Source organism: Paenibacillus sp. CB74, from assembly GCF_055687625.1.
In genome coordinates this window covers 430,328-453,431 of sequence record NZ_CM146009.1, presented here as the reverse complement: position 1 = coordinate 453,431, position 23,104 = coordinate 430,328, and the positions used below count along the sequence as shown (strand labels likewise).

Genomic DNA, 23,104 nt, shown 5'->3' with positions numbered 1-23,104 from the left:
TTTGAACAACTATAATTGAGTAATCAAGTCATTGCGTGACAACACGGTTAACGGATAAATAACACGGCGCTGCGAAATCAGCAAGCTGATCGTCGAATCGAATCCGGCAATTAATCCTTCCTCCAGACTATGTTCAGCCTGTTCGCGAATGTGATCCACTCCAGGGAAATCTCGTCCCGGTTCAATATAATCGGCAAGACATACCACTTTGTCCAACAGGCTCATGCCTACCCGACCCGAGGTATGCCACCGGATGGCATTAATAACTTCGGAATCCTCTACACCGTAATCACGCTCGGCTACAAAAGCACCGACTTCGGAATGCCAGAGCTGTTTGTCATGCTGCAGAAGTTCCTGGTTTAATCCGTTATCACGGATGACCGCTTCCATCTCCGCTACGGGCCAGTACTTCGCCACATCATGCAATATCGCTGCCAGATCCGCTTTCACAGGATCAGCACCGTATTTTTCAGCCAACATCACTGACGATTCCATTACACCCAGTGTATGCTTCCAGCGTTTCTCCGGCATTTGTCCGGATACGGCTTGAATAAGTTCATCACGGCTTAGTGCCATATAAACCGCTCCTTACAATGTATTGGTGCACTTCATCAGGAATCATGAAGCGTACCGAATGTCCTTTGGCAAGACGTCTGCGTACGGCTGTTGATGAAATATCCACCAAAGGCATCTCGGCCAGTAGGACCCGATCCTGTAACTCGTCTGGAAGATCATCCAGATGTAACTGGAAGCCTGGTCGACCAACCCCGATAAAGGTTAGGCGTTCTGCAAGTTCTTCAATCTGCTCCCATTTGGGAAGATAGTTCACCATATCCGCCCCGATAATGAAATAGAATTCATGTTCAGGATGGCGACGCCACAGTTCCTTCATCGTATCGATTGTATAAGACACTCCGCCAAGTTCCATCTCGATATCCAGCACCTCATATTGCTCAACACCCCTCACAGCGGCTTCCGTCATATCGAGACGTTGCTGTCCCGAAGCTCCGGCGCCACGTTTGTGAGGTGGAACATGGGAAGGCATGAACCAGATCTCATCCAGTGCATGCGAATCCCTTGCCGCTTCAGCTGCCAGGAGGTGTCCCATGTGGATCGGATCAAACGTACCACCCATGATACCGATCTTCACCCGCGTCACACTCCCTTATCTAGGTAGTTCGATTTGTTTGTTATCGCGCGATTCTTTGTACAGGATGATTGTGTTGCCGATGACTTGTACAAGCTCACTTCCCGTTTCACGGGCAACTTCTTCAGCCATCTCTTTTCTGTCCTCATCATTGTTGTTGAGCACTTGCACTTTCATCAATTCGCGCTTCTCAATCGCATCTTCGATGTGACGGAACAGGTGTTCATTCGTTCCACCTTTACCAATCTGAAATACAGGGGTCAGATGATGTGCCTGTGACCGCAAAAAGCGCTTTTGTTTACCGTTTAACATGAATACTCCATACTCCTTATGTTGAGCAGGCCCTGATCGACAGCACAAAAACTGTCCGGACCTGACCATTCAATTATTATTTTTCACTGGTGAAAATGATCACTGAGACACAAGGTGACTCCGATTGCAGTACCATCTTCCGATCGCTGTTATCCCCAGATTTTTTTGATCCCTTTTCACAAAGGGAAAATCCGGTTATAGCTTATGCTTCCGAAGCAGCTTTCTTGCAGAAAGCTTTTAAGCGACCACTCCGTTTCTTGAGATTGGTTCTGCACTCGTCGTCTGCCTGTACTCTTAATATCATTTTCACACTTCAAAACTGTTTAACACCGCTCGTCTCATCGTCTCCACAGGAGCCGGAATGCCGAGCCAATGTTCAAAGGCCACTGCGCCCTGGTATACAAACATACCCAGACCACCGTGCACCGTACATCCACGCATCCGTGACTCCCGAAGGAGACGGGTCTCCAACGGATTGTAGATCAGATCACTTACCGCTGCTCCTTCACGAATCAATGAAGGGTCAACCGGTACGTCATCAACATGCGGATGCATTCCGGCAGACGTTGTGTTAATCACGATATCAGCCGTAGCCAGTACATTCGCAACTTCTTCCATGCCACTGCCCGAGATTTCTCCCAGACCATGGCCCCGTAAATCCGAAGCAAGTGCAATAGCCCTGTCCGCTGTACGGTTCAGAATATGGATATGCTCAGGCTTTTCCAGTGCAAGGGCGTATATGACGCCCCGCGCTGCTCCACCTGCTCCAAGTACCGCAATACGTTTGCCCGCAAGCTCAGGTACAGCCTCTTCCTTCAAAGATCGGACATAGCCAATACCATCCGTATTATACCCTGTCAGTGTTCCACCTTCATTGACAATGGTATTCACCGCACCAATGAGTCGAGCACTTTCATCGATCACATCCAGATACTGCATAACCTGCTCTTTGTGCGGGATCGTGACATTGACACCACGATAGCCCAGTGCCACAATACCCCGAACTGCGGCTTCCAGTTGATACGGAAGAACATGCAGTGGCATATATATTCCATTCACTCCTGCAGCCAGCAGAGCCGCATTATGCATTGCCGGAGACTTGGAGTGAGCAATAGGATCACCCATGACACCAAGCAACACGGGAAGTGAAGCGTTGAACTTTTTCTGCTCAGACATAGGTAAGCCTCCGATCCATCTGATGTACAGGTTCTGAGAATTTGTTAGATCAATGATGGACGGATCTGTACACGAATGCCTTTTGGAGCATGAACAGCAACCAGCGCTCCAATATCACCATTGACCTTAATCCAGCCCAGACCAGAGATGAATACATCCGATTGACTGCCGCGTTTGATGCGGAATTCATGTCGGGTCCATTCAGCCATCTCAGCTGCATTCTCACGGGTTGGCGGAGATAACAATTCTCCCAGGTGATCGCGGTACAGGTCGTCTGCACGCTCCAGCTTCGTCCGGTGAATATCAAGCGCAGTGCTGATAAAACACGTGAACGACTGGCGATCACCTTCCACAAAGTCAAATCGAGCCATGCCGCCGAAAAACAGCGTCTGACCGGAATTCAACTGATAGACAGCCGGTTTAAGCGGTTTTTCCGGCATGATGGCAGCGAGATCTTTACGTGAAACAATCTCGCTGAAACGCCATGGATATACGATTCCGGGCGTATCTATAATATATTTCCCATCATCCAGCGGAATGTTCACCATATCCAGCGTTGTTCCCGGATAACGAGATGTGGTCAGTTCCTGCTCCAGATCGCTGTAATCACGGATCAGACGGTTAATCAATGTGGATTTACCCACATTGGTACCGCCAACCACGTACACGTCACGATCTTCGCGATACGTTCCCACAAGCTCAAGCAGGCGGTCAAAGCCCTGATTTTGCTTCGCACTGCACAAGACGACATCCACGGTACGCAGACCTTGTTCTTTGGCTTGCTTCTGCACCCAGTTGCGAACCTTGTTCCAGTTGGTTACTTTTGGAAGCAAGTCCGTTTTGTTCACAGCAAGCAACACCGGATTGTTGCCTACAAAACGTTGCAGACCAGAGATAATACTGCCATCAAAGTCAAACAAATCAACGATATGGATGACAAGTGCATCCTTATCCCCGATTTTGCTAAGCAGCGCCAGGAATTCGTCCTGATCCACTGTAACGGATGATGACTCATTGTAATTTTTGATGCGGAAACAGCGCTGGCATATAACCGGTTCACGATCTAGTGCCTTCTCGGGGATGAACCCTGGTAATTCCTGATTTTCTGTTTGCAGATGCACGCCGCATCCGCTGCACCTTACGGCAAGATTGCCGTTATGCGGTTCTGTCATTTCTTCTTTTCCTCCTCAAGCCATAAGCCTTTCCTGCGTAAACTCGTTAGAGCAATCCGTTCCACGCGCCGATTGAAGCGGGTCATAAATCCTTCGTCACCAATGGAGATTGGCAGTACCAGAACGGTGTATAACCCCATCCGGTTCCCTCCATAGACGTCCGTAAGCATCTGATCGCCTACAACAATCGTGTTTTCAGGAGATAACTCCATCATTTTCATTGCTCTACGAAACGGTACATTCGATGGTTTGCGTGCACTATGCACAAACTGGATATCCAGCGGGGTCGCAAACAGGGATACACGATTCAAATTGTTATTGGACACAATCATCAGCTTGAAACCGGCCTCTTTCACACGCGCAAACCATTCAATCAGTTCGGGTGTAGCGTCAGGGGCTTTGGCTCCAACGAGTGTGTTATCCAGATCAGTTATAATTCCACGGTAGCCTTGAGCGTACAGCTCTTCCAGATTAATGTCAAAAACCGTGTCTACACGCAGCTTGGGCATTAACATTTTAAACAAAGAAGTCACCTCAGTTTCATACGACACACTATATCACAAATCCGTCTTTCCTGAAAATGCATACAGCGCCTGATCGCATAGGAAAAAAGGAAAAACGGGACGGGCAACAACTAAGCCCGTTCCGCTTTCAATTCTTTTCTCAGCTTCAAGGCAGTCTGATAGACACCCTTCCAGTCGTCGGCAGTTACGGACGCCGGACTGTAACGAGTCTGTTCAAACTTCGTGAGAAGCTCATACAATGTAGCTTCTGCAGCAGGTTTGGCCTGGCTCCAGCGAGCTACTGATTCACGAAGAGTCTCGTCTCCGCTCCGGGTCAGTCCTTTGCGTTTCACATAATGAATCCAACGCTCGGTCTCCGCCACCACCTTCTGTTCAGGAGTGAGCGGTCCACCTGTCCGTAAACGAAGCAGGAAGAATCGCATGGAGAAGCGATTACGCCAGAACATGTATGCTACCCACAATACGATAACGGCTCCTGCAGCCCAGATGACAAAAGTCGGGATGGCAGACGCGTTCTGCTCAGGTGCAGGGGTCTGCTCTTCCTCTTGTACCGGCTCCTCTTCAGGCTGTTCTTCAGGCTCATCTACAGGCTGTACGTCAGGCTGTTCCGTAAGCAGTGGCATATCAAAGCCCGGTGTTGCTTCAACAGGAATCCAGCCATACTCACCGAAGTAGACCTCAGCCCAGGAGTGTGCATCTGCATTGGTAACGGTGTAGGTCGTCTCAATCTCCGCGCCAGGTTGACGCGGAGCCTGCATGTCCGAATTGAGGGACAGTTGTCCAGGCGCATAACCTTTAACCCACCTTGCAGGAATGCCCTCCGAGCGCGCCATCATCACCAGCGCCGTGGAGAAGTAGTCACAGTAGCCTTCCATTATATCAAACAGGAAACCTTCCACAAAGTCACTGCTTACTTTTCGAGATAAATCCGGATTGTTCGTGTATTCAAAATTAGTTTGTAAATAGTTTTGCAGTAATGCCACTTTTTCATACGGCGTATTCGCAGATGCCGTTATCTCGGCTGCCAGATTCGAGACCCGGTCAGGGAAACGGGATGGTAACTGCAAGTACATATCATCAGCAGGGTTACTGTTATACAGATCTTCAAAAGACTTTGTACGAAGCTCATCTTCCACAATCACAGGGGCTTCAGATACGATGGTGTACGTCTTGGGATACTGTGGTTGCTGACGGTCTGTCACTACATGCAGTTCAGCCTGTTCTGGATTCCACAACATCCGTTCCGTTCTGTCCTCGCCATTAATCGAGCTCACTTCCGAGATCGAATAAGCACCAAAGAGAATTGGATAGACATTATCGTTTAGCATCGTTACGTTCTGAATCACTTGTTTGGTATTCACATTTCCGGATTGATCGTTCTCCAGAGGCTGTCCTGCTTGAACATTCTCTGTTGCACCCCGTCCACGGTCATCCCAGCCTGTGCCTGTATACTCTGCACGTGTCTCACCGCGCCAGTAACTACGTTCATTGGTCGTGACAGACATGACAGGGGTATAGTCGAAGTTGAATCCGCCACCCAGCTGATTGTCTTCCCTGCTGTATCCCGATTCGGTAGCTGCCGGAATATCAAGGTTTCCGTTACCAGCCTGGCTTGTGGAAGTTCCGGTATAGTTCCTCCACGCTGTATACGGGTCCGTCAAGGTGGGCGGAATCTCTGGCATGTTGACGCTGGCTACAATAATCAAAGAAAAAATAATGGCAATATTGGCCAGGACTTTATAAGGATAACGGATGATTCGTTTCCAACCTTGTGGATACTGGAGCTGATAGTTACGGAAATGCTGACATACGAGCCATCCCATCCCTGCAAACATCACCCATGCGATTTCAATCCAGAGTGGAATCTGGGTAAAAGAATCGAGAATCCCCATCGAAATGATATTAACACCCAGAAAAACAAGAATGCGACGTGTTGTCGTCACAAGTCGAAGCGCAGCTTCAAGCATCACCCATGCACATAGGGAGAACCAGATGTAAGGCGTCATATGCAATATGAATTGCTCCGCTCGGTCCGTTAATGAACCGTAAGGGATGTACACCGTATAATCAATTAGCGTTTTATGCAAAATGTAACCAACGACGACCGCCTTGATCATCGCGCGATACATCGTTTTGAAGGGCAGAATGACCTCCAGCACACTGACCGCTACAAGTGTCCATAACACGAGAGACGTTGTCTCCGTATACCACGATTCCTGCGTAAATGAAATCCACTGCATGCCAATCAGGAAAATCCAGAGCAATGACGCTGCATGATACCAAGATCGTTTACCTGCAACACTTTCATTTCCTTTTGTACTCATACAGAACCTCCCCCCATCACCGTTGGAAGCTCCTGCAAGTGAGAAACCGTGAATGACCTCGTGCCTCTTCCACGCAACATGGCATTCCACTCCGCACTCCGGCGGGATTCACTGGTATCCATCAGAATATGACATGGCGTCATGCCCCGCGTATCAGCCCAGCGCAACAGTTCCAATATCTTTTCATCCTTCTGGGGAGAAATCACAACAAAGTAAGCTCCCTGAGGCAATTGACGTGCGATTCTTTCCACTCCAGGCAACAGATGAGTGTCCTGACCGTTGTATTGAATGTCTACCAGATGATGCATCATCTTCTGTCGTTCCAGCTGACTTTCACTGGGGGCCATGAAGGATGTCTCGTCTGACAATGTCAACAATCCCATCCCCATTCGTTCCCTCGCACCATACTCCAGCAGTGAGGCAGCTGTGGACACGGCAATTTCAAAAGCATCCCCATGTTCATAACTTGATGCCAGCGCATCCAGAACCAGGATGGTTTTGGGCACAGACTCATGTTCAAACTCCTTGGACTTCCAGTTCCCTGTCTTTGCCGTAGCATTCCAGTGAATGCGGGAAAGTCGATCTCCGTATACGTAGTCACGTACACCATTGATCTGAGTGGTCTCTCTCCGTGAACGGGTTAAGGCCGTCTGAGGACCAGATAACCGTGATTTGCGGTCGTAGAGCTGCCAATATGGAATAAATACCGTTCTTGGCAGTACGCGAAACTCACCTTTAGCCTTAAACTTTCCTCGATGTTCAATCAGTCCGAATATGTCCTCACTGGCACATTCCGTTTCTGAGAACACGTACTTCCCCCGCTCAAGTGGCGGTGTCTGGAATGACAACTCCCCATTACCTCGCATATTGGGAATCAAACTTTCCTTGAACGACCACGATTCTCCATTATGCCGGTGCAGCATTTCACGTACAACCACATAGGGAAGCGGAAGGAATCCCGGAATGGTCAGACTCAACTGTACTTGAACCTGATCACCTGCATGAAGCAGTTCTTCATGGTCCGGACCAGAAGATAGCCTACGCACTCCCTGAGCACGTCGTACACCGCTAAATCCAGCGATAGCAAGATACACACAGAGCAGGGTCACCATCGAAAGTAACATTAGGGATGTCTTCCCACCCTGGAACAAAACATAAGCCAGACAGCACATCCACACCATTGCGATGCTCCATACGCGTGGGTGGCGCAGCCCTCTATTGACTGTACTCAAAAGCGGCTTCATGAACTATTGCCCCATGGAGACGGGCACGCGTACTTGCTGCAGCACGGCATTCAGAACTGCTTCGGAACTCATACTGTCCAGTCTCGATTCGGGACGAAGCACAATACGATGAGAGATCACATAAGGGGCCATCGTCTTCACATCATCCGGGAGCACATAATCACGTTCCTGCAAGAAAGCAAAGGCTTTTACCGCCATCATGAAGGATATGGCTGCCCGTGGGCTGGCGCCCAGCAATACAGATGGATGGGAGCGGGTTTGACGAACAACATCCAGCAGATAGTCCATGACCGGATCACCAATAAAGACTTCCTTGATCTCCTGCTGGATTGCCGAGATCTGGTCCATATGGGTTACGGATTCTAGACGATCTACAGGCTGGCCAGACTGATGCGTTTTCAGCAGAGTTTTCTCGATTTCTTTATCCGGATAACCAAGGCTTATTTTCAACATAAACCGGTCTAATTGTGCTTCCGGCAATGTGTATGTGCCTTCAAAATCAATCGGATTCTGAGTTGCACAGAGCATGAACGGATGTGGCAGATCATACGTATCGCCATCCACGGTTACACTGCGCTCCTCCATGACTTCAAGCAACGCCGACTGAGTTTTCGTTGTGGCCCGGTTAATTTCATCAGCCAGCAGGATGTTGGTCATCACGGGACCTGGACGGAAATAAAAACGTTCATCCTTCGGATGGAACACGGATACGCCCGTAATATCACTGGGTAAAATATCAGGATTACATTGAATGCGTCGGTACTCTCCGCGCATGGATTTCGATAATGCCTTGATTAACTGTGTTTTGCCAGTTCCCGGTACGTCTTCAATCAGAACGTGCCCGCCTGCAAGCAAAGCTGTAAGTAAAAGTTGAATTTCAAAGGATTTCCCCATAATGCAGGATTCCAGATTAGAACGAACTGCGGATATGATTTGGATCGACTCTTTGCGCACAGGCATGTGGTCTAACCTCCTAAAAAAGCATACAGATTTCCTTTTATTGTACATGATCCACGGGCGTGAGTACACTCGAAGGAACTCACAATTTGTTTCCAACCCGTCAGATTCACCGCAGTTCACGCATGAATACGACAAAAAAGGCCCGGATAGAAGTAATCCGAAGCCTTTGGTGAATCAAAATCAGGTTCAAGTGAATTTGTCATATGAAGTTAGCCTTTTGGACGAACCACCAATGCCGCCAAAAAAGAAAAGATGATCGCTGACGATATTCCCGCCGCTGTCAGATCAAAGATCCCGGTGATCACTCCGATCCAACCCTCTTTCTCAAGTTCAGTCAATGCTCCATGTACCAAGGAGTTACCGAAACTTGTTATAGGAACAGAAGCACCTGCACCTGCAAACTTAACCAACGGATCATAAAGACCGAGTGCATCCGCAACCGCCCCTGCCACAACAAGTGTACTCATGGTATGTGCCGGTGTAAGTTTGACACCATCCATTAGAAGCTGTCCTACAACACAGATCAAACCGCCAACGATAAATGCCCACAAGAACTGCATTCCATTAACCCTCCTTCTCTATAGCTACGGCATGTGCGATACAAGGAATAGTTTCACCCTGCTGATACGAGAGCGGTGACAAGAGTGCACCCGTAGCCACAACGAGTACCCGTTTGAGATCACCCTTCTGCATCCGATTCAAAATGTGACCGTAGGTTACCGTGGCAGAACATCCGCAGCCACTTCCTCCTGCAACAACATAAGGCTGTTTCTCCCGATCATAGATCATCAATCCGCAATCATTGAACACTGTCTGTTCCATGGGGAGACCTTCTTTTTGCAAAAGCTCTTTGGTAATCGGCAGACCGACAGAAGCCAGATCCCCGGTCACAATAAGATCGTAATAACCAGGCTCCAGTCCTGTATCCCTGAAATGAGAGATCAGGGTGTCGGCGGCTGCCGGTGCCATCGCTGAACCCATGTTGAAGGGATCTTTGATTCCCAAATCCATGATCCTACCAATGGTAGCCTTGGTCACTACTGGACCATCACCTGTACGGGACACCACACCACACCCTGAACCCGTAACGGTATATTGCGCATAAGGCGGCTTCTGAGAGCCATACTCCGTCGGATAACGAAATTGCTTCTCAACCGTGCAGTTGTGACTGACCGTACCTGCAAGGACATAATCGCCAGCTCCCGAGTCCACAATCATGGATGCCAGCGCCAACGTTTCCATAGAAGTTGAACAAGCTCCGAAGACACCAAGGTAAGGCACACCCAATTTTCTCGCTGAAAATGAACTGCTGATAATCTGATTCATCAGATCTCCACCCACAAAAAAGTGTAGCTCTTCCTTGGTGATATTTGCATTAATCAAAGCGAGTTGGGAGGCCTGTTCGAGCAGTTTGCGTTCTCCCTTCTCCCAGGTCTTCTCACCGATCTCAAGGTTGTCATAGATGTAATCAAAATCTGATGACAAGGGACCTTTGCCTTCATCTGGTCCTACTACTGCCGCCTTGCCGATAATTCGCGGACGATTCTCAAATTGCCACGTTTGGCGACCCAATCGCTTCACAGGTGTCCACCTCCAAATCCCAAAAAGGCGTACACGATGCCTACAACAAATGCTGCCACGACACCAAACACAATAACGGAACCAGCAAGTTTGAACATGTTGGCCCCAACCCCAAGTACCAACCCTTCAGCACGATGTTCAAGTGCAGCAGAGCACATGGAATTGGCAAATCCGGTTACCGGCACAGCCGTTCCTGCCCCTGCCCATTGAGCCATTTTATCGTATACCCCAAGACAAGTCAGAATAACGGATATGAGAATCATGACCGCCACCGTAGGATTGGAAGCTTCCTTCGGTGTCATGTCGAAACCGGCCATGAAAGCCTCTTGAATGGCCTGTCCTATCAAGCAGACGGTACCTCCAACCAGAAATGCCTTGAGGCAGTTCTTCAGGATTGGACGAGGCGGCTCATGTTTTTTCGCAACTTTTTTGTACTCCTTTTCATCCATGGACAGGGACGACGTTTTTTTTTCGCTTCCAGATGCAGATTGAGCTGGCAAAATGCAAGACCTCCTCTATGTCAAAATGGTTCAAAGCTACGGCTGAATGCCAATGTGTATAATCTTATATTCAGTGTTTGTTAATCATCGGAAGGTTATGTATCCGGCGACAGACAGCATATGTTTCCAACAAGATCATACGGTGGAAACAGGTTGGAGATCCGCCGGATTTGAAGGCTCATAGATCCGTTCTATAAATAAAGAAGAACAATCACGAGCAAGATAAAAAGAACGATGAACAGTACTTTTTCCGTGCCCTCTTCCGGAGGCTTCATTGGATAGTTAGCTCCTTCCTATATGAGACAAGGAAATATTGAGTATAAAAACTTCACAAAATGATGACATCCCCTCTGTATATTCATATTCATTGAAGTAGCTCCAGGTCTGCGGCTACCGCGGATAAAACCATGAAACATGGGTAAGACAAGCGCCCAAAACATGCCTTAAATACGTGACATAAACATGGACAATCACTTGCGCAAGGTTCATACTGTAATGTGACCAGTGGTTAAATAACAAGTCCTCCGCATAATCAGATGCGTGTTCAAAAAAGTCTGATTTTGAACTACATCTAAAAGGACAACAGGCGGGTAGCCGTTCTACTGTGACCTGAAATACATACCAACAGAGGAGTTGTTGACACATGAATGAAAAAACGATGGATATGTTTCGCACGTTGACGGAGTTTCCCTCCGCATCCGGTTTTGAACGTGAGCTTCGCGGCTGGATGAAAGAGCAGCTTTCCGCTTATACGGATGAGTTCGTCCAGGATCGCCTAGGGAGTCTATTTGGTGTTTTACGGGGAGAGGAATCCGGTCCTAAAGTTATGGTTGCCGGACACTTTGACGAAGTTGGTTTCATGACTACGGGCATTACCGAAACAGGTATGATCAAATTCCGTCCACTGGGTGGATGGTGGAGTCAGGCTGTACTTTCTCAACGATTGGAAATCATCACACCTGATCGTCGGATTACCGGAGTTGTTGGTTCTACACCTACACACTTGCTGGACGAGTCCCAGCGGAACAAACCTGTTGATCTGAATTCCATGTATCTCGATATTGGAGCAGACAACCGTGCCGAAGCAGAATCCTGGGGCATTCATCCAGGGATGCAGATTGTGCCAATCTGTGAATTCACGCCGATGGCGAACCCGAAAAAAATCATGGCCAAAGCGTGGGATAATCGTTACGGCGTAGGTCTTGCACTTGAACTGGTTGAAGCGTTACACAAGGAAAAACTGCCAAACACACTTTATGCTGGTGCAACGGTTCAGGAAGAACTGGGGCTTCGCGGCGCACGTACGGCGGCCAATCTGATTCAGCCTGATATCTTCTTCGCGCTTGACTGTAGCGCGGCGAATGATATGACAGGTGACAAACAGTCATTTGGACATATCGGAGAAGGAGCATTACTTCGTATTTTTGACCCGGGTATGTTCACTCATCGCGGAATGGTGGAATATGTTCAAGATACGGCTTCATCGAATCAGATCAAAATGCAGTATTTCATCTCACCAGGCGGTACTGATGCAGGCCAAGTTCACCTGAGCGGCATTGGTGTGCCCTCAACAGTGATTGGGATCTGTGCACGTTATATCCATACCTCTTCTTCCATCATTCATACGGATGACTACGATGCGGCCAAAGAATTGATTGTAAAACTCGTTAAAGGTCTTGATCGGACAACGATGAATACCATTATTGATAACGCGTAGTTCAGTTACATGGAAAACACTTAAATAATTATGCCTGAAAGAGATGTCCCGTCAGACCGGGATGTCTCTTTTTTTGGTTTTAATCAACTAGATTAATAGGTCGAACATTATGGAGAATGCCACATAAGATATACGATAATGGAAGATCAATAACCAAGCACCAACCAGTGGGGGACCTGTTATGGCAGTGGGAAGAAACGGAAAATCGAATAAAGGTTCTAACAAAAAACCAAACGCTGCTAATACCCTCCTTAATGGAAACCTCAAGGGAAAAAATCTCGAATTGATTGTAGCAGCGCTATTGGTGAGCGGAAAGTTGAGAGTGGATGCTGTCACGTTGTTTCGTGAGGCTACATTGGTTGTGGAATTGGTTGGTCAATATAAAACACTTCAAAAGGTCACACCCTCCAATTCAGACAAACTGGTACAATTCCTGGATGAAACCGGCGGCGATATGACGCTGAATGATGTTATACAGGCATTTCAACAGAGGATCAATTCCTAATCGCCAAGAAATGAGGTGGACATCATGTCCGAGTTTGACGGAACCGGGTTTGCCGAACTGTTAATTGTGCTTATTCTTGTTGTTTTATTTGTTTATGGCTCTACTGACATCGGAACACTCACTGGCTCACCTACTTCAACCTGATCTTATTGTAAGTCCTAACAGTAAAAATCCCAGTTCATCTGGAGAAAATGAACACATCAAAATGCCAATCCGATTCACCGGACTGGCATTTTATGTATCATTACAGAAATAATGGCGAGAACGCAAACCACGCCAAAATAAGGGTAAGCACAATGCAGACATTCTCTACAACGGCTCCATGTTTGGTTCCTGTACTCATCAGATTGGCTCGTATGCGCCACTTGAGCGGTGGTAACGGACGAATGCCACGATTGGTTAATGAATCGGCCAACAAGTGCATCGCGTACGCTGTGCCTCCCGCTACCCAGATCTCTGGTCCCTGCTGCTGGGTTGTACTGTAGAGTAAACCAGCCCATATCGCGGTGCCGTATAGGGTATGCGTTAATCCCCTATGCGTTAGCGTGGTGCACAGCATAAGCAGGCTGCCTGCAATCAGATTCCACGGAGCAAATGCGTGGCCGTAGAACACCAGGCCGAGTCCAATGGCGAACATCAACACTTTACGAAGAGAACGCGAAGGCAGGAATGACACGAGCGCAATGAGAATCGCAAGCAGCAGGTTCCATGGTTTGGCATGAACATAGAAGTACACAACCACAGCTGTCGGCAAAAGAACGGTCTGTAACAGCCTGATGAGACTGTTAGGCAAGGCTCTCGATACCAGCAGCGAATTCGGCTCATCGATGTCAGGCAATAACGAACCAATCAGAGCAACCGTAACTGCGGGTGCAGTCACCGGCATACCAGCCAACTGAAGTACAGATAGCGAAACGCCTGTCCCGATAATCAGGTGGGATCTTCCCATCATGATGCAAAAACGTCCTTTCGAAGAAATGGGGAACATACATAGCCCACTTTTGATAGTACAACGAAACCAAAACAAGAACAATAGTTCGTATTTCTTATTTATATAAAAATAAATATCACTTTCTGTGATGGGGCTCACACTATTAAATTTATGACTCTTCTATCTTTATTAGTGAATTAAATCACATAAATTATCGTCAACACCTTGTATAATTTCAAATATAAACCACTAAAATTGCAGGTAATGTACAGCGTCTATTCAAGGAGGCATACACACATGAACGGAAAAAAAGAGAAACTCGTTATCATTGGTAACGGTATGGCAGGAATCAGTACCGTCGAACAAATTTTGAAATTAACTACGCGATTTGATATTACCGTTTTTGGCACAGAGCCCTATCCTAACTACAACCGCATTATGTTGTCATATGTACTGGAAGGCAGTAAAACACTGGATGACATCGTGCTGAATGATCTCCACTGGTATGAAGATTATGGTATTACACTCCATACTGGAACAACTGTAGCCCGAATTGATTCGGATACACTTGAGGTCATTACGGAGGATGGAACTCGCTTTCCTTATGACAAAATTATCATTGCAACAGGCTCCAACTCCTTCATTCTCCCCGTACCGGGGCATGACAAAGAAGGTGTCGTTGGTTTCCGTGATATCGCCGATTGTAACGTCATGCTCGACGCTGCTAAACAGTACAAACGAGCGGCCGTGATCGGGGGCGGACTGCTGGGTCTTGAAGCGGCAAAAGGTCTGGTACAACTTGGCATGGAGGTTACCGTAGTACATCTGATGGAAGATCTGATGGAGCGTCAGCTTGATCCGCAAGCTTCAGCCATGTTGAAGGCCGAACTGGAACGTCAAGGAATTCGGTTCAAAATGGGCGCACAGACTTCCGAACTGCTTGGCGGTGAACGGGTTGAAGGCATTCGTTTTGCCGATGATTCCGTGCTGAATGTTGACTTCGTGGTCATGGCTGTAGGGATCAAACCGAATACAGCTGTAGCCCGTGAAAGCGGTATGGAAGTGAACCGGGGTATTGTTGTGAATGACTACATGCAGACTTCACTTGAGAATGTCTATTCGGTTGGGGAATGTACAGAGCACAGAGGGGTATGTTACGGCCTCGTTGCCCCATTGTTCGAGCAAGGCATGATTCTCGCGAAACATATCTGCGGTGTGGAGACCGCTCCGTATGAAGGCTCTGTAGTATCAACGAAATTGAAAATTTCGGGTGTGGACGTCTTTTCAACTGGTGAATTCATCGACAGTCCGGAGCACACCGTCATTTCGCATAAAGACGACTGGAAACGGACCTACAAAAAAATTCTGCTCCGCGATAATAAAATGGTTGGTGCTGTTCTATTCGGTGACATTACGGATTCTGCCGAATTGCAGAAGTTAATCAAACATCAGACTGAAATGACTGAAGAACTGTATAGCTCACTCATGGGTACAGGTTGCGGCGGTCATAAGAAAACAACCTCTGTTGAAACGATGCCGGAAGACGAAATCGTCTGCGGATGTAACGGGGTCACTAAAGGAACGATTGTTGATGTCATTACCAACCAGGGCCTCACTACTGTAGATGAAATCAAAGCCTGTACGGGTGCAACCCGCTCTTGCGGTGGATGTAAACCGGTTGTGGAACAGATTCTGCAATATGTACTTGGTGATAACTTCAGCAGTGGAGCCAAACAAGGCATATGTGGATGTACTTCCATGGGACGGGATGAGATTGTAGCCGAGATTCGTGCAAAGGGATTGCAAACAACCAAAGAGGTCATGCATGTACTGGGCTGGAGTCAGCCTGAGGGTTGTTCCAAATGTCGCCCGGCAATCAACTATTATCTTGGCATGATTGCACCGGACACGCATGAAGATGAGAAGGAATCCCGTTTTGTCAACGAACGCATGAACGCCAATATTCAAAAGGATGGAACGTATACGGTCGTACCTCGGATGTATGGCGGGGTGACTACACCAGAGGATCTCAAACGCATTGCTGACGTTTCAGTCAAATATGATGTGAAAGCAGTCAAAGTTACCGGCGGCCAGCGCCTCGACTTGATTGGTGTCAAAAAAGAAGATCTGACCAAAGTTTGGGCTGAACTCGATATGCCTTCAGGTTATGCATACGCCAAATCGCTGCGCACGGTCAAAACATGTGTCGGCTCCCAATTCTGCCGATTCGGTACACAGGATTCCATGGCGATGGGTGCTCGCATTGAACGGAAATTCGAACGTCTGGATCTGCCTGCCAAGTTCAAATACGCTGTCAATGGCTGTCCACGGAACTGTGCAGAGGCATGTACCAAAGATATCGGTATCGTTGGTAACGACGGCGGCTGGGAAATATTCATCGGTGGTAACGGCGGTATTAAAGCAAGACTTGCTGATTCCCTGTGCAAAGTGAAAACAGATGAAGAGTTGATTGAACTGTGCGGAGCTATCATGCAATATTACCGCGAGACAGGTAACTATCTGGAACGGACTTCGGAGTGGGTGGAACGCATGGGTCTGGAGCATATTCGTTCGGTTGTCGTCGATAATCTCGAAGAACGTAAAGCATTGATGGAGCGGATTGAATTCGCACTTGAACATGTCGAAGAACCTTGGCAAAAAGCGATTCGCAATGAGGAAGGCCAAAGCAAAATGTTCCACGGCATCGAAGTATCGGCTCGTCCATAAGCAATCCCGCATGATCAACACGATCAGAACGTTAAATAGATAAAAGGAGTGGTTTAAGATGACGACAAAACAATCAGCCACCTACTTCCCTGCCGGAGTAGTTGAAGAATTCCTGCCGCGAATCGGAAGAGTCGTTGAGATTCAGAACCGTCAGCTTGCTGTCTTTCGTGCATCGGATGGTACCATCTTCGCTGCGGATAATCACAACCCCCACCCCAAAGGTGGTCCACTGGCAGAAGGCATCGTGTCAGGACATTATCTGTACGATCCGCTGTATGATTGGAAAATCGACCTCACTACAGGTGTTGTGCAAGCACCGGACAATGGTCAAGTGCAGATGTATCCTGTGAAGGTAGAGAACGGCCAGGTCTGGATTGAGATATAGTTCCATTGAAACGTTCATAGATTGATGCAAAATAATGGGGGAAACCGTGATGTATACACCAAGTGTTGAGGGAATTATTGAAGCTGCAGTTAAAAAAAGGGATCAGATGAACTCCAACCTTTCACGCTACATGGTTGCCGCCTTAATGGCGGGTGCCTATGTAGGACTTGGCATCGTTCTGATCTTCAGTATCGGTGCTCCGCTCCTTGCAGCACAGTCACCACTGCAAACCATGTTGATGGGCATGTCCTTCGGACTCGCCCTCACGCTGGTCATCTTTGCCGGATCGGAACTGTTTACAGGCAACAACATGTTTTTCACCATGAGCACACTCGCGGGCCGGACCACAGTTAAAGATACACTGAAAAACTGGGGACTCGTCTTCCTCGGCAACTTACTGGGTGCGATCCTGCTCAGCCTGCTTATTGTAGGTAGCGGCCTGTTCAAAACGGCTGCACCTGAACATCTGTTATTCGTCGCTTCAGCCAAAAAGATGGCCGCTCCCGTATCGGAGTTGTTCTTCCGCGGCATTCTCTGTAACTGGCTGGTCTGTCTGGCGATCTGGATGGCTGCTCGCACCAAAGAGGATATCGCCAAAATTGCGCTTATCTGGTGGTGTCTGTACGCCTTTATTGCAAGTGGGTATGAGCACAGTGTGGCCAATATGACTTTGCTTTCCCTGTCCTGGCTGTTGCCAAACCACCCGGATACCATTACACTGGCAGGCTGGTTCCACAACATGATTCCGGTAACGCTTGGTAATATCATCGGCGGCGCCCTCTTTGTCGGAATGGCTTACTGGTATACTTCACCGGTACGTAAAAAATCATAATTCTTCATTCAACTGCCACGATGGACGCCGAACTTACGTTCAGTCACATCGTGGCTTTTAAGGTTTATCATAAGCTGCGTACTCTCTCGTATGGTTCCCCTTTCATGCTCTCGTCCTTCTATAAAATAATTAAAACTGCATTTTACCTTCGTCGCTATCCGCTTTAATCCACAGTTGACATAACTGGTGTATAGTCGATGGATACTCGCACTTATACTCAATCAAGCAAAGGATGATCGCTTATATGGGAATTCATACGTACTTCAGGTCTTTGAATGATCTTGAACGTATTATTCGTACACCTGGCAAATTCAAATTCGAAGAACACAGCGTCTCCGCTCATTCCTGGAAAGTCGTACAATACGCCAAAACACTTGCAGATATTGAGGAGCAGCATGGCGTCACCGTGGATTGGAAGAAGTTATACGAAATTACGAGCAGTCATGATTATGGCGAAATCTTCATCGGTGATATCAAAACACCCGTCAAACATTATTCACTGGAGCTGCGTTCGATGCTGCAAAAGGTGGAAGAAGGCATGGTTGAACATTTTATCAATGAAAATATTCCTGAAGAGTTCCAGCCTATTTTCCGCAGACAGCTGCGTGAGGGCAAAGACCAATCGGTCGAAGGACTGATTCTGGAAGTCGCAGACAAGATGGATCAGGTATATCAAGCTTTTGCCGAACTCCAACGTGGCAATACGGAGAAAGAATTTATCGTCATGTACCGTTATGCCTTGGTCAAAATCAAAAATATCGACCTCCACTGTGTGCAATATTTCCTGAAACTGATTCTCCCCGACATGATTGAAGAAGGTATTCGCTCCCCGTTTGATATTCGTAAAATAACCGAAGAAGCTCTGGCTCAGTAATCAGCTCAAGTCAACATGGTTCTCTTCATCCATGGACAGGGCTTTTTTTCGTTCCTGCAATTGCAGTCGGTACTCGCTAGGGTACATGCCAGTTTTGTTTTTGAAAATCCTGCTGAAATAATGGGAATCACTATACCCTACCGCTCCACCAATCGTCTTGATATCCATATTCTCATGGGTGACAAGCATACGTTTCGCTTCATTGATTCGCAGACCTGTCATATATTTCAGCGGAGTCTCCCCCGTTACTTTCTTAAAACACTTTCCTAGATAGTCCACACTAAAATGCATCTGTCCCGCCATGTCCTGAAGTGTAATCTCATGCATATAATTCTGCTTCAAATACAGCTTAACAGCCTCTGCGATATCCTCCGGCTTCACCTGCTCATCCAGCACGGCACTGACATGGGCAAGCGAATCCACAGCGCTCCCAAGCTTCAATTCCATCGCATCCAGCAGTGAACGAAGTTGTTCTTCGGACAATGGCTTGAGGAGATAATCCTCCACCTTGTAGCTGATCGCCTGCCGGGCATATTCAAACTCATGATATCCACTCAGAATGACTATTTTCACATGTGGATAAGCAAAGTACAGATGTTTGGCGAGTTCCAATCCATTCATCACGGGCATCTGTATATCCGTTATAACCAGATCAGGTACGGAATGTTCAATGAGCTGTAAAGCTTCCTGACCATTCCTCGCTTCACCAATCACCTCGAACCGGGTGTCCAGCTCTCTGAATTTGCGCGAGACATTCCGGCGAATCAGGGCTTCATCTTCCACAATAATCGTTCTATATTTGATTGTCATGGTTAGCCATGCTCCTTTCCAATGGAACCACCTATTGTAATCTGGACACCGCCGGAAGGCTTGTTCGTAATCTGCATGTAGGCTGCCGGGCCATACCATAATTTCAATCGGACCCATATATTCTTAAGTCCCATTCCGTTAATTTCGAGTTCCGGCATACGCTCCCACTCCTGTGACTGTTCGATGTACTGCATGATCTTGGCAAGTGCCTCAGGTTCCATGCCAGGCCCGTTGTCTTCCACATGGATCTGCCAGGTCTGCTGTACTGCATCCATATCCCCAGTAATATTCAGTTGCCATGGAGGGGTATCACCCAGTCCATATTTCATGGCATTTTCCAGTAGTGGTTGTACCATCAGCATCGGAACCTGAATATGCTGCATCTCTTCCGGAATATGAAACTCGTAGTGCAGATCATCTTCAAACCGAATCTTCATACACTCCAGGTATCGCTCACAATAATCCAGTTCTTGAGACAGTGGAACCCCGTTTTTACCAGGAGTAGAGATATAACGAAGCATGGACGCGATATGACCACAGAACGCGACAATCTGCTCATTCATCCCTTCCTCCGCCATGATGCTGATATTCGTGATGTTGTTGTAGAGAAAATGCGGGTTCATCTGGGACTGAAGCGCGAGTAATCTTGCCTCTGTCTCTTGGGATTTCATTGCCAGTCTGTCCTGAAAAGATTGCACAAGCTGTTGATTCAACCGAATAAACGTATCATTCAGCTCATCCATCTCCCGGATGGAACCCGGATGCTCCAGCTTGAACAAATGCGCCGAATCCTGACCGGATATCAGATCGTTCTCACCCGTTTTCTGAATAATGCGCTGCAAGCGATGCAAAGGTAAAGTGACCCTTTTGGAAATCAGATACGAGAGAACCAGAATCAGCATCAACGTAGCTAACGTGGCACCAATAAACATCACAGCCATCCGGTTGAGACTCGCAAAAAGGGACTGTTTGGACTGCATGACAACAACGGTCCATCCTGTCTCCTGTGACGTCATATACGTCATCATCTGTTTGGAATCATTCAAAGGGTCAGTGATCTCCTGCATCGTATCCGGTGGAAATGAAAGATTCTGAATCAAGTCCACATCATCGAAGTGGGCTGCCTGTGAATCATCACCATCCGAAGTAAGTGGATACAGCCGTGTATTTTGCTCATCTATCACATAAATGCGAAGATTCTCGTTACTTGCCTGCAAATCATTCAAATGCTGGAACAGGGTTCCGGCATCCTGCAAAATCTCAACGACGCCCTGGCTAACATAATTGCCATCTTTGTATACCCGGGTAAGGGAAATGTACGGTTGATCTGACTTCCCCTGACCTGTTGGCATGGGCAAAGCTCCCCCCTGTAACAATTGGATCACCCGCCAGCCACTCCGCTCCCAGGTTTCCTTGTACCACGGTCGCTGAGTCAGGTCCACCGATAGTTGACCGTTGAATGCCCCCGCTCCCAGCATCTTGCCGTTCACATCATAGATATTGGCCTGCTTGGCGGTATTGGAGCTGCTGATAATCGCCAGAATGACATCAATTAGTGTGGTTGTATCCTTATACAATGCCGGATCACTCGTCAGTGTCTGCTCACTGTCTTCCGCTGGTGCCAAGTAGTGGCTGAAGTGTTCTTTGACCAGATTGGAGTACACAATATTCATGGAAAAGTTGTTCATTTTCACGACTTCCTGATCCAGATTACTGACGATTGATACCGCCAGTTGTCGCTGCTGTTCTTCACTTCGATGACGGATGTCACTCGCAAGAAAAACATACAGGAGACCTGCCACAATGAGCGAAAAGACAATAAATACCGCAGAGTAATAGGCAAACAGACTTTGCTGAAGCGTTCCAAATCGATACCGCAATCCTCACACACCTCGTCCTATGATGATATCTGTCGCACCATTCGAAAATGTCCACCCAACAGAACGCTTTTGTCTATTGAGCGTATTCGCTGTTCACAGTAAAGTTATCCACATAAGAATACGCTTACATAAAGCGTTTCGGCAAGTAATAATTTTCTTTATATTTCGGGAGGTTCAATGATGAGAAAACGATTTCTTTTTTTGCTCGCAAGTGTGCTCCTGCTCTCCACTCTGCTGCTTGCCGGGTGCAACTCAGGTAAAAGTACGGAAGGTTCGGGTAAGGTTACACTTACGTTTGGAACCAGCCAATCCGGTATTCCGCGTACAGGCATCATGCAGACGATGGCCAAGGAATATGAGCAGGAGACCGGTGTCAAAATTGACTTTCAGGTCGTACCTGACGCACAGTGGCGTGACCTGATCAAGGTGAAGCTGGCCTCTGGCGAAGCACCTGACATTTTCAATGTCGATGTGGACCCACTGAGTATGCCGGCTAACGTAAGACCGGAGGAAAATGCCATTGACCTCACCAATGAGGAATTCACAGGTCGGATGTCCGAAGAGATTTTGCCAACGGTCAGTCACAATGACAAGGTGTACGGGGTTTCTTTTGCGCCAACGAAAATCTGGTATGTGTACTATAACAAACGTATCTTCCAAGAGCTCGGTATAGAGCCTCCTACATCCTATGCCGAATTCAAGGAGATCAGCCAGAAAATTAAGGATAAAGACATTATTCCGTTCTATCAGGCACCCGCCAGCGGGTGGTATCAGGTTCTGCCTTTGTTCGAAACAGGGCCTAACTATGAGCAAACGACAGCGGGAACCTACGAAAAACTAAACAACAATGAGATGAAAGTCGCTGATATGACGCAACTCAAGACGGTCATTGAACAATTGAAGGAATTTGCGGATCTCGGCTATTTCGGCAAAGATTTCCTGTCCAATACGGTAGAAGCGGGAATTGAAGCATTTGGTCAGGAGAAAGCAGCGATGCTGCTGCGGGTTCCAGGGACTGAAAAGGAAGTCTCCGAAGCGTATCCGGCAATGAAAGACAATATGGGGTTCTTCGTGATGCCGTGGGGAGATAATCAGACGATTGGTGTGAATCCGGGCGGTTCTGCTGCGATGTTCGGTAACAAAAACAGTAAACACCCCGAAGAAGTGCTGAAATTCTTCCGCTGGATTACCGAGCATGATCATCTGCAACGTGTGTTCGATGAAGGTGAAGGTAATCTGACCATTTGCTGGCCGGAAATCGAACCAAAGCTGACACAGGATTACATTGATTATGAGAAAAATCATGAAAAAGGTACGGTCATGCAGGCCGCTGTGAAATATATAGATCCACAATGGATGGATATTGGCAAAGACTTGTCGGGCATGTTCGCCGGAGCCATGACACCGGATCAGATTCTGCAAAACATTGATAAACGCCGTGCTGAACAAGCCAAAGTGCTGAAAGATGAGAAGTGGCAGTAATAGCACAAATTGCAGATAAAC

At 47.5% G+C, this 23,104-nt stretch carries 22 protein-coding genes; 7 read left to right on the top strand and 15 right to left on the bottom strand.

Features of this window, described 5'->3' with window-relative positions; all coding sequences use genetic code 11:
* Positions 1-9: 9 nt before the first annotated feature.
* The 12 genes from yqeK to spoVAC form a co-directional block, all read right to left on the bottom strand.
* Entirely contained in the window at positions 10-576 is a 567-nt protein-coding gene (yqeK, locus tag ACX9NY_RS02020) for a bis(5'-nucleosyl)-tetraphosphatase (symmetrical) YqeK (protein WP_339236117.1), read from the bottom strand.
* Positions 560-1,150: a nicotinate-nucleotide adenylyltransferase gene (locus ACX9NY_RS02015; protein WP_339256515.1), complete on the bottom strand. Its 591-nt coding sequence runs from the start codon at positions 1,148-1,150 to the stop codon at positions 560-562. Before ACX9NY_RS02015 ends, yqeK begins: the two co-directional genes overlap by 17 nt.
* Before the next feature lie 15 nt (positions 1,151-1,165).
* Positions 1,166-1,459, bottom strand: coding sequence for a ribosome assembly RNA-binding protein YhbY (gene yhbY, locus ACX9NY_RS02010; protein WP_063567269.1), 294 nt, complete (start codon positions 1,457-1,459; stop codon positions 1,166-1,168).
* Positions 1,460-1,765: 306 nt separating this feature from the next.
* Entirely contained in the window at positions 1,766-2,635 is an 870-nt protein-coding gene (gene aroE / locus ACX9NY_RS02005) for a shikimate dehydrogenase (protein WP_472476881.1), read from the bottom strand.
* A 44-nt stretch (positions 2,636-2,679) separates the two neighbouring features.
* Positions 2,680-3,807 carry a ribosome biogenesis GTPase YqeH gene (gene yqeH, locus ACX9NY_RS02000; protein WP_472476880.1) on the bottom strand — a complete coding sequence of 376 codons (1,128 nt, stop codon included), beginning with the start codon at positions 3,805-3,807 and terminating at the stop codon, positions 2,680-2,682.
* Positions 3,804-4,331 carry a YqeG family HAD IIIA-type phosphatase gene (locus tag ACX9NY_RS01995; protein ID WP_036615148.1) on the bottom strand — a complete coding sequence of 176 codons (528 nt, stop codon included), beginning with the start codon at positions 4,329-4,331 and terminating at the stop codon, positions 3,804-3,806. Before ACX9NY_RS01995 ends, yqeH begins: the two co-directional genes overlap by 4 nt.
* 110 nt (positions 4,332-4,441) lie before the next feature.
* Entirely contained in the window at positions 4,442-6,655 is a 2,214-nt protein-coding gene (locus tag ACX9NY_RS01990) for a DUF4129 domain-containing transglutaminase family protein (RefSeq protein ID WP_472476878.1), read from the bottom strand.
* On the bottom strand, positions 6,652-7,899 hold the full coding sequence (locus ACX9NY_RS01985; protein WP_472476876.1) for a DUF58 domain-containing protein: 1,248 nt from the start codon (positions 7,897-7,899) through the stop codon (positions 6,652-6,654). The genes ACX9NY_RS01990 and ACX9NY_RS01985 overlap by 4 nt, the downstream gene beginning before the upstream one ends.
* A gap of 3 nt (positions 7,900-7,902) precedes the next feature.
* A complete protein-coding gene (locus tag ACX9NY_RS01980; protein ID WP_253439472.1) occupies positions 7,903-8,859 on the bottom strand; it encodes an AAA family ATPase in 957 nt (318 codons plus the stop codon).
* Positions 8,860-9,068: 209 nt separating this feature from the next.
* The gene (spoVAE, locus tag ACX9NY_RS01975; protein WP_091028336.1) at positions 9,069-9,419 is read right to left on the bottom strand and encodes a stage V sporulation protein AE; all 351 of its coding nucleotides are present in this window, start codon (positions 9,417-9,419) and stop codon (positions 9,069-9,071) included.
* A gap of 4 nt (positions 9,420-9,423) precedes the next feature.
* The gene (spoVAD, locus tag ACX9NY_RS01970; RefSeq protein ID WP_339236134.1) at positions 9,424-10,440 is read right to left on the bottom strand and encodes a stage V sporulation protein AD; all 1,017 of its coding nucleotides are present in this window, start codon (positions 10,438-10,440) and stop codon (positions 9,424-9,426) included.
* Positions 10,437-10,940, bottom strand: a complete 504-nt coding sequence (gene spoVAC / locus ACX9NY_RS01965; protein WP_472476873.1) for a stage V sporulation protein AC — start codon at positions 10,938-10,940, stop codon at positions 10,437-10,439. Before spoVAC ends, spoVAD begins: the two co-directional genes overlap by 4 nt.
* Before the next feature lie 643 nt (positions 10,941-11,583).
* Here spoVAC and ACX9NY_RS01960 point away from each other — a divergent pair.
* Together ACX9NY_RS01960 and ACX9NY_RS01955 are read left to right on the top strand one after the other, a co-directional pair.
* Positions 11,584-12,657 carry a M42 family metallopeptidase gene (locus tag ACX9NY_RS01960; RefSeq protein WP_339236137.1) on the top strand — a complete coding sequence of 358 codons (1,074 nt, stop codon included), beginning with the start codon at positions 11,584-11,586 and terminating at the stop codon, positions 12,655-12,657.
* A gap of 181 nt (positions 12,658-12,838) precedes the next feature.
* Positions 12,839-13,162 carry a hypothetical protein gene (locus tag ACX9NY_RS01955; RefSeq protein ID WP_339236139.1) on the top strand — a complete coding sequence of 108 codons (324 nt, stop codon included), beginning with the start codon at positions 12,839-12,841 and terminating at the stop codon, positions 13,160-13,162.
* A gap of 244 nt (positions 13,163-13,406) precedes the next feature.
* On the opposite strand, the gene ACX9NY_RS01950 is transcribed toward ACX9NY_RS01955, so the two are convergent.
* On the bottom strand, positions 13,407-14,114 hold the full coding sequence (locus tag ACX9NY_RS01950) for a metal-dependent hydrolase (RefSeq protein WP_472476871.1): 708 nt from the start codon (positions 14,112-14,114) through the stop codon (positions 13,407-13,409).
* A 276-nt stretch (positions 14,115-14,390) separates the two neighbouring features.
* Here ACX9NY_RS01950 and nirB point away from each other — a divergent pair, with 276 nt between their 5' ends.
* The 4 genes from nirB to ACX9NY_RS01930 all read left to right on the top strand — a co-directional run bounded on the left by nirB (position 14,391) and on the right by ACX9NY_RS01930 (position 18,911).
* Positions 14,391-16,820, top strand: a complete 2,430-nt coding sequence (gene nirB, locus ACX9NY_RS01945) for a nitrite reductase large subunit NirB (protein WP_472476869.1) — start codon at positions 14,391-14,393, stop codon at positions 16,818-16,820.
* Positions 16,821-16,878: 58 nt separating this feature from the next.
* Positions 16,879-17,205: a nitrite reductase small subunit NirD gene (gene nirD / locus ACX9NY_RS01940; protein ID WP_339236145.1), complete on the top strand. Its 327-nt coding sequence runs from the start codon at positions 16,879-16,881 to the stop codon at positions 17,203-17,205.
* Positions 17,206-17,254: 49 nt separating this feature from the next.
* On the top strand, positions 17,255-18,037 hold the full coding sequence (locus tag ACX9NY_RS01935; RefSeq protein WP_338588039.1) for a formate/nitrite transporter family protein: 783 nt from the start codon (positions 17,255-17,257) through the stop codon (positions 18,035-18,037).
* Positions 18,038-18,281: 244 nt separating this feature from the next.
* Positions 18,282-18,911, top strand: coding sequence for a YfbR-like 5'-deoxynucleotidase (locus ACX9NY_RS01930; RefSeq protein WP_472476867.1), 630 nt, complete (start codon positions 18,282-18,284; stop codon positions 18,909-18,911).
* Here the strand turns inward: ACX9NY_RS01930 and ACX9NY_RS01925 are convergent, their stop codons facing one another.
* Together ACX9NY_RS01925 and ACX9NY_RS01920 are read right to left on the bottom strand one after the other, a co-directional pair.
* Positions 18,912-19,721: a response regulator transcription factor gene (locus ACX9NY_RS01925; RefSeq protein WP_339256528.1), complete on the bottom strand. Its 810-nt coding sequence runs from the start codon at positions 19,719-19,721 to the stop codon at positions 18,912-18,914.
* Between the two features lie 2 nt (positions 19,722-19,723).
* Positions 19,724-21,601, bottom strand: coding sequence for a cache domain-containing sensor histidine kinase (locus ACX9NY_RS01920; protein WP_472476865.1), 1,878 nt, complete (start codon positions 21,599-21,601; stop codon positions 19,724-19,726).
* 177 nt (positions 21,602-21,778) lie between these two features.
* Here ACX9NY_RS01920 and ACX9NY_RS01915 point away from each other — a divergent pair, with 177 nt between their 5' ends.
* Complete coding sequence (locus ACX9NY_RS01915; protein ID WP_472476863.1) at positions 21,779-23,083, top strand: ABC transporter substrate-binding protein; 1,305 nt, start codon at positions 21,779-21,781, stop codon at positions 23,081-23,083.
* The last annotated feature ends 21 nt before the right edge of the window (positions 23,084-23,104 follow it).

Bases quoted from the DNA above. Each gene is read 5' to 3' on its own strand.
- yqeK (WP_339236117.1), bottom strand. From the start codon at position 576: ATGGCACTAAGCCGTGATGAACTTATTCAAGCCGTATCCGGACAAATG.
- yhbY (WP_063567269.1), bottom strand. From the start codon at position 1,459: ATGTTAAACGGTAAACAAAAGCGCTTTTTGCGGTCACAGGCACATCAT.
- aroE (WP_472476881.1), bottom strand. From the start codon at position 2,635: ATGTCTGAGCAGAAAAAGTTCAACGCTTCACTTCCCGTGTTGCTTGGT.
- yqeH (WP_472476880.1), bottom strand. From the start codon at position 3,807: ATGACAGAACCGCATAACGGCAATCTTGCCGTAAGGTGCAGCGGATGC.
- ACX9NY_RS01990 (WP_472476878.1), bottom strand. From the start codon at position 6,655: ATGAGTACAAAAGGAAATGAAAGTGTTGCAGGTAAACGATCTTGGTAT.
- ACX9NY_RS01985 (WP_472476876.1), bottom strand. From the start codon at position 7,899: ATGAAGCCGCTTTTGAGTACAGTCAATAGAGGGCTGCGCCACCCACGC.
- ACX9NY_RS01980 (WP_253439472.1), bottom strand. From the start codon at position 8,859: ATGCCTGTGCGCAAAGAGTCGATCCAAATCATATCCGCAGTTCGTTCT.
- spoVAE (WP_091028336.1), bottom strand. From the start codon at position 9,419: ATGCAGTTCTTGTGGGCATTTATCGTTGGCGGTTTGATCTGTGTTGTA.
- ACX9NY_RS01960 (WP_339236137.1), top strand. From the start codon at position 11,584: ATGAATGAAAAAACGATGGATATGTTTCGCACGTTGACGGAGTTTCCC.
- ACX9NY_RS01955 (WP_339236139.1), top strand. From the start codon at position 12,839: ATGGCAGTGGGAAGAAACGGAAAATCGAATAAAGGTTCTAACAAAAAA.
- ACX9NY_RS01950 (WP_472476871.1), bottom strand. From the start codon at position 14,114: ATGATGGGAAGATCCCACCTGATTATCGGGACAGGCGTTTCGCTATCT.
- nirB (WP_472476869.1), top strand. From the start codon at position 14,391: ATGAACGGAAAAAAAGAGAAACTCGTTATCATTGGTAACGGTATGGCA.
- nirD (WP_339236145.1), top strand. From the start codon at position 16,879: ATGACGACAAAACAATCAGCCACCTACTTCCCTGCCGGAGTAGTTGAA.
- ACX9NY_RS01935 (WP_338588039.1), top strand. From the start codon at position 17,255: ATGTATACACCAAGTGTTGAGGGAATTATTGAAGCTGCAGTTAAAAAA.
- ACX9NY_RS01930 (WP_472476867.1), top strand. From the start codon at position 18,282: ATGGGAATTCATACGTACTTCAGGTCTTTGAATGATCTTGAACGTATT.
- ACX9NY_RS01925 (WP_339256528.1), bottom strand. From the start codon at position 19,721: ATGACAATCAAATATAGAACGATTATTGTGGAAGATGAAGCCCTGATT.
- ACX9NY_RS01915 (WP_472476863.1), top strand. From the start codon at position 21,779: ATGATGAGAAAACGATTTCTTTTTTTGCTCGCAAGTGTGCTCCTGCTC.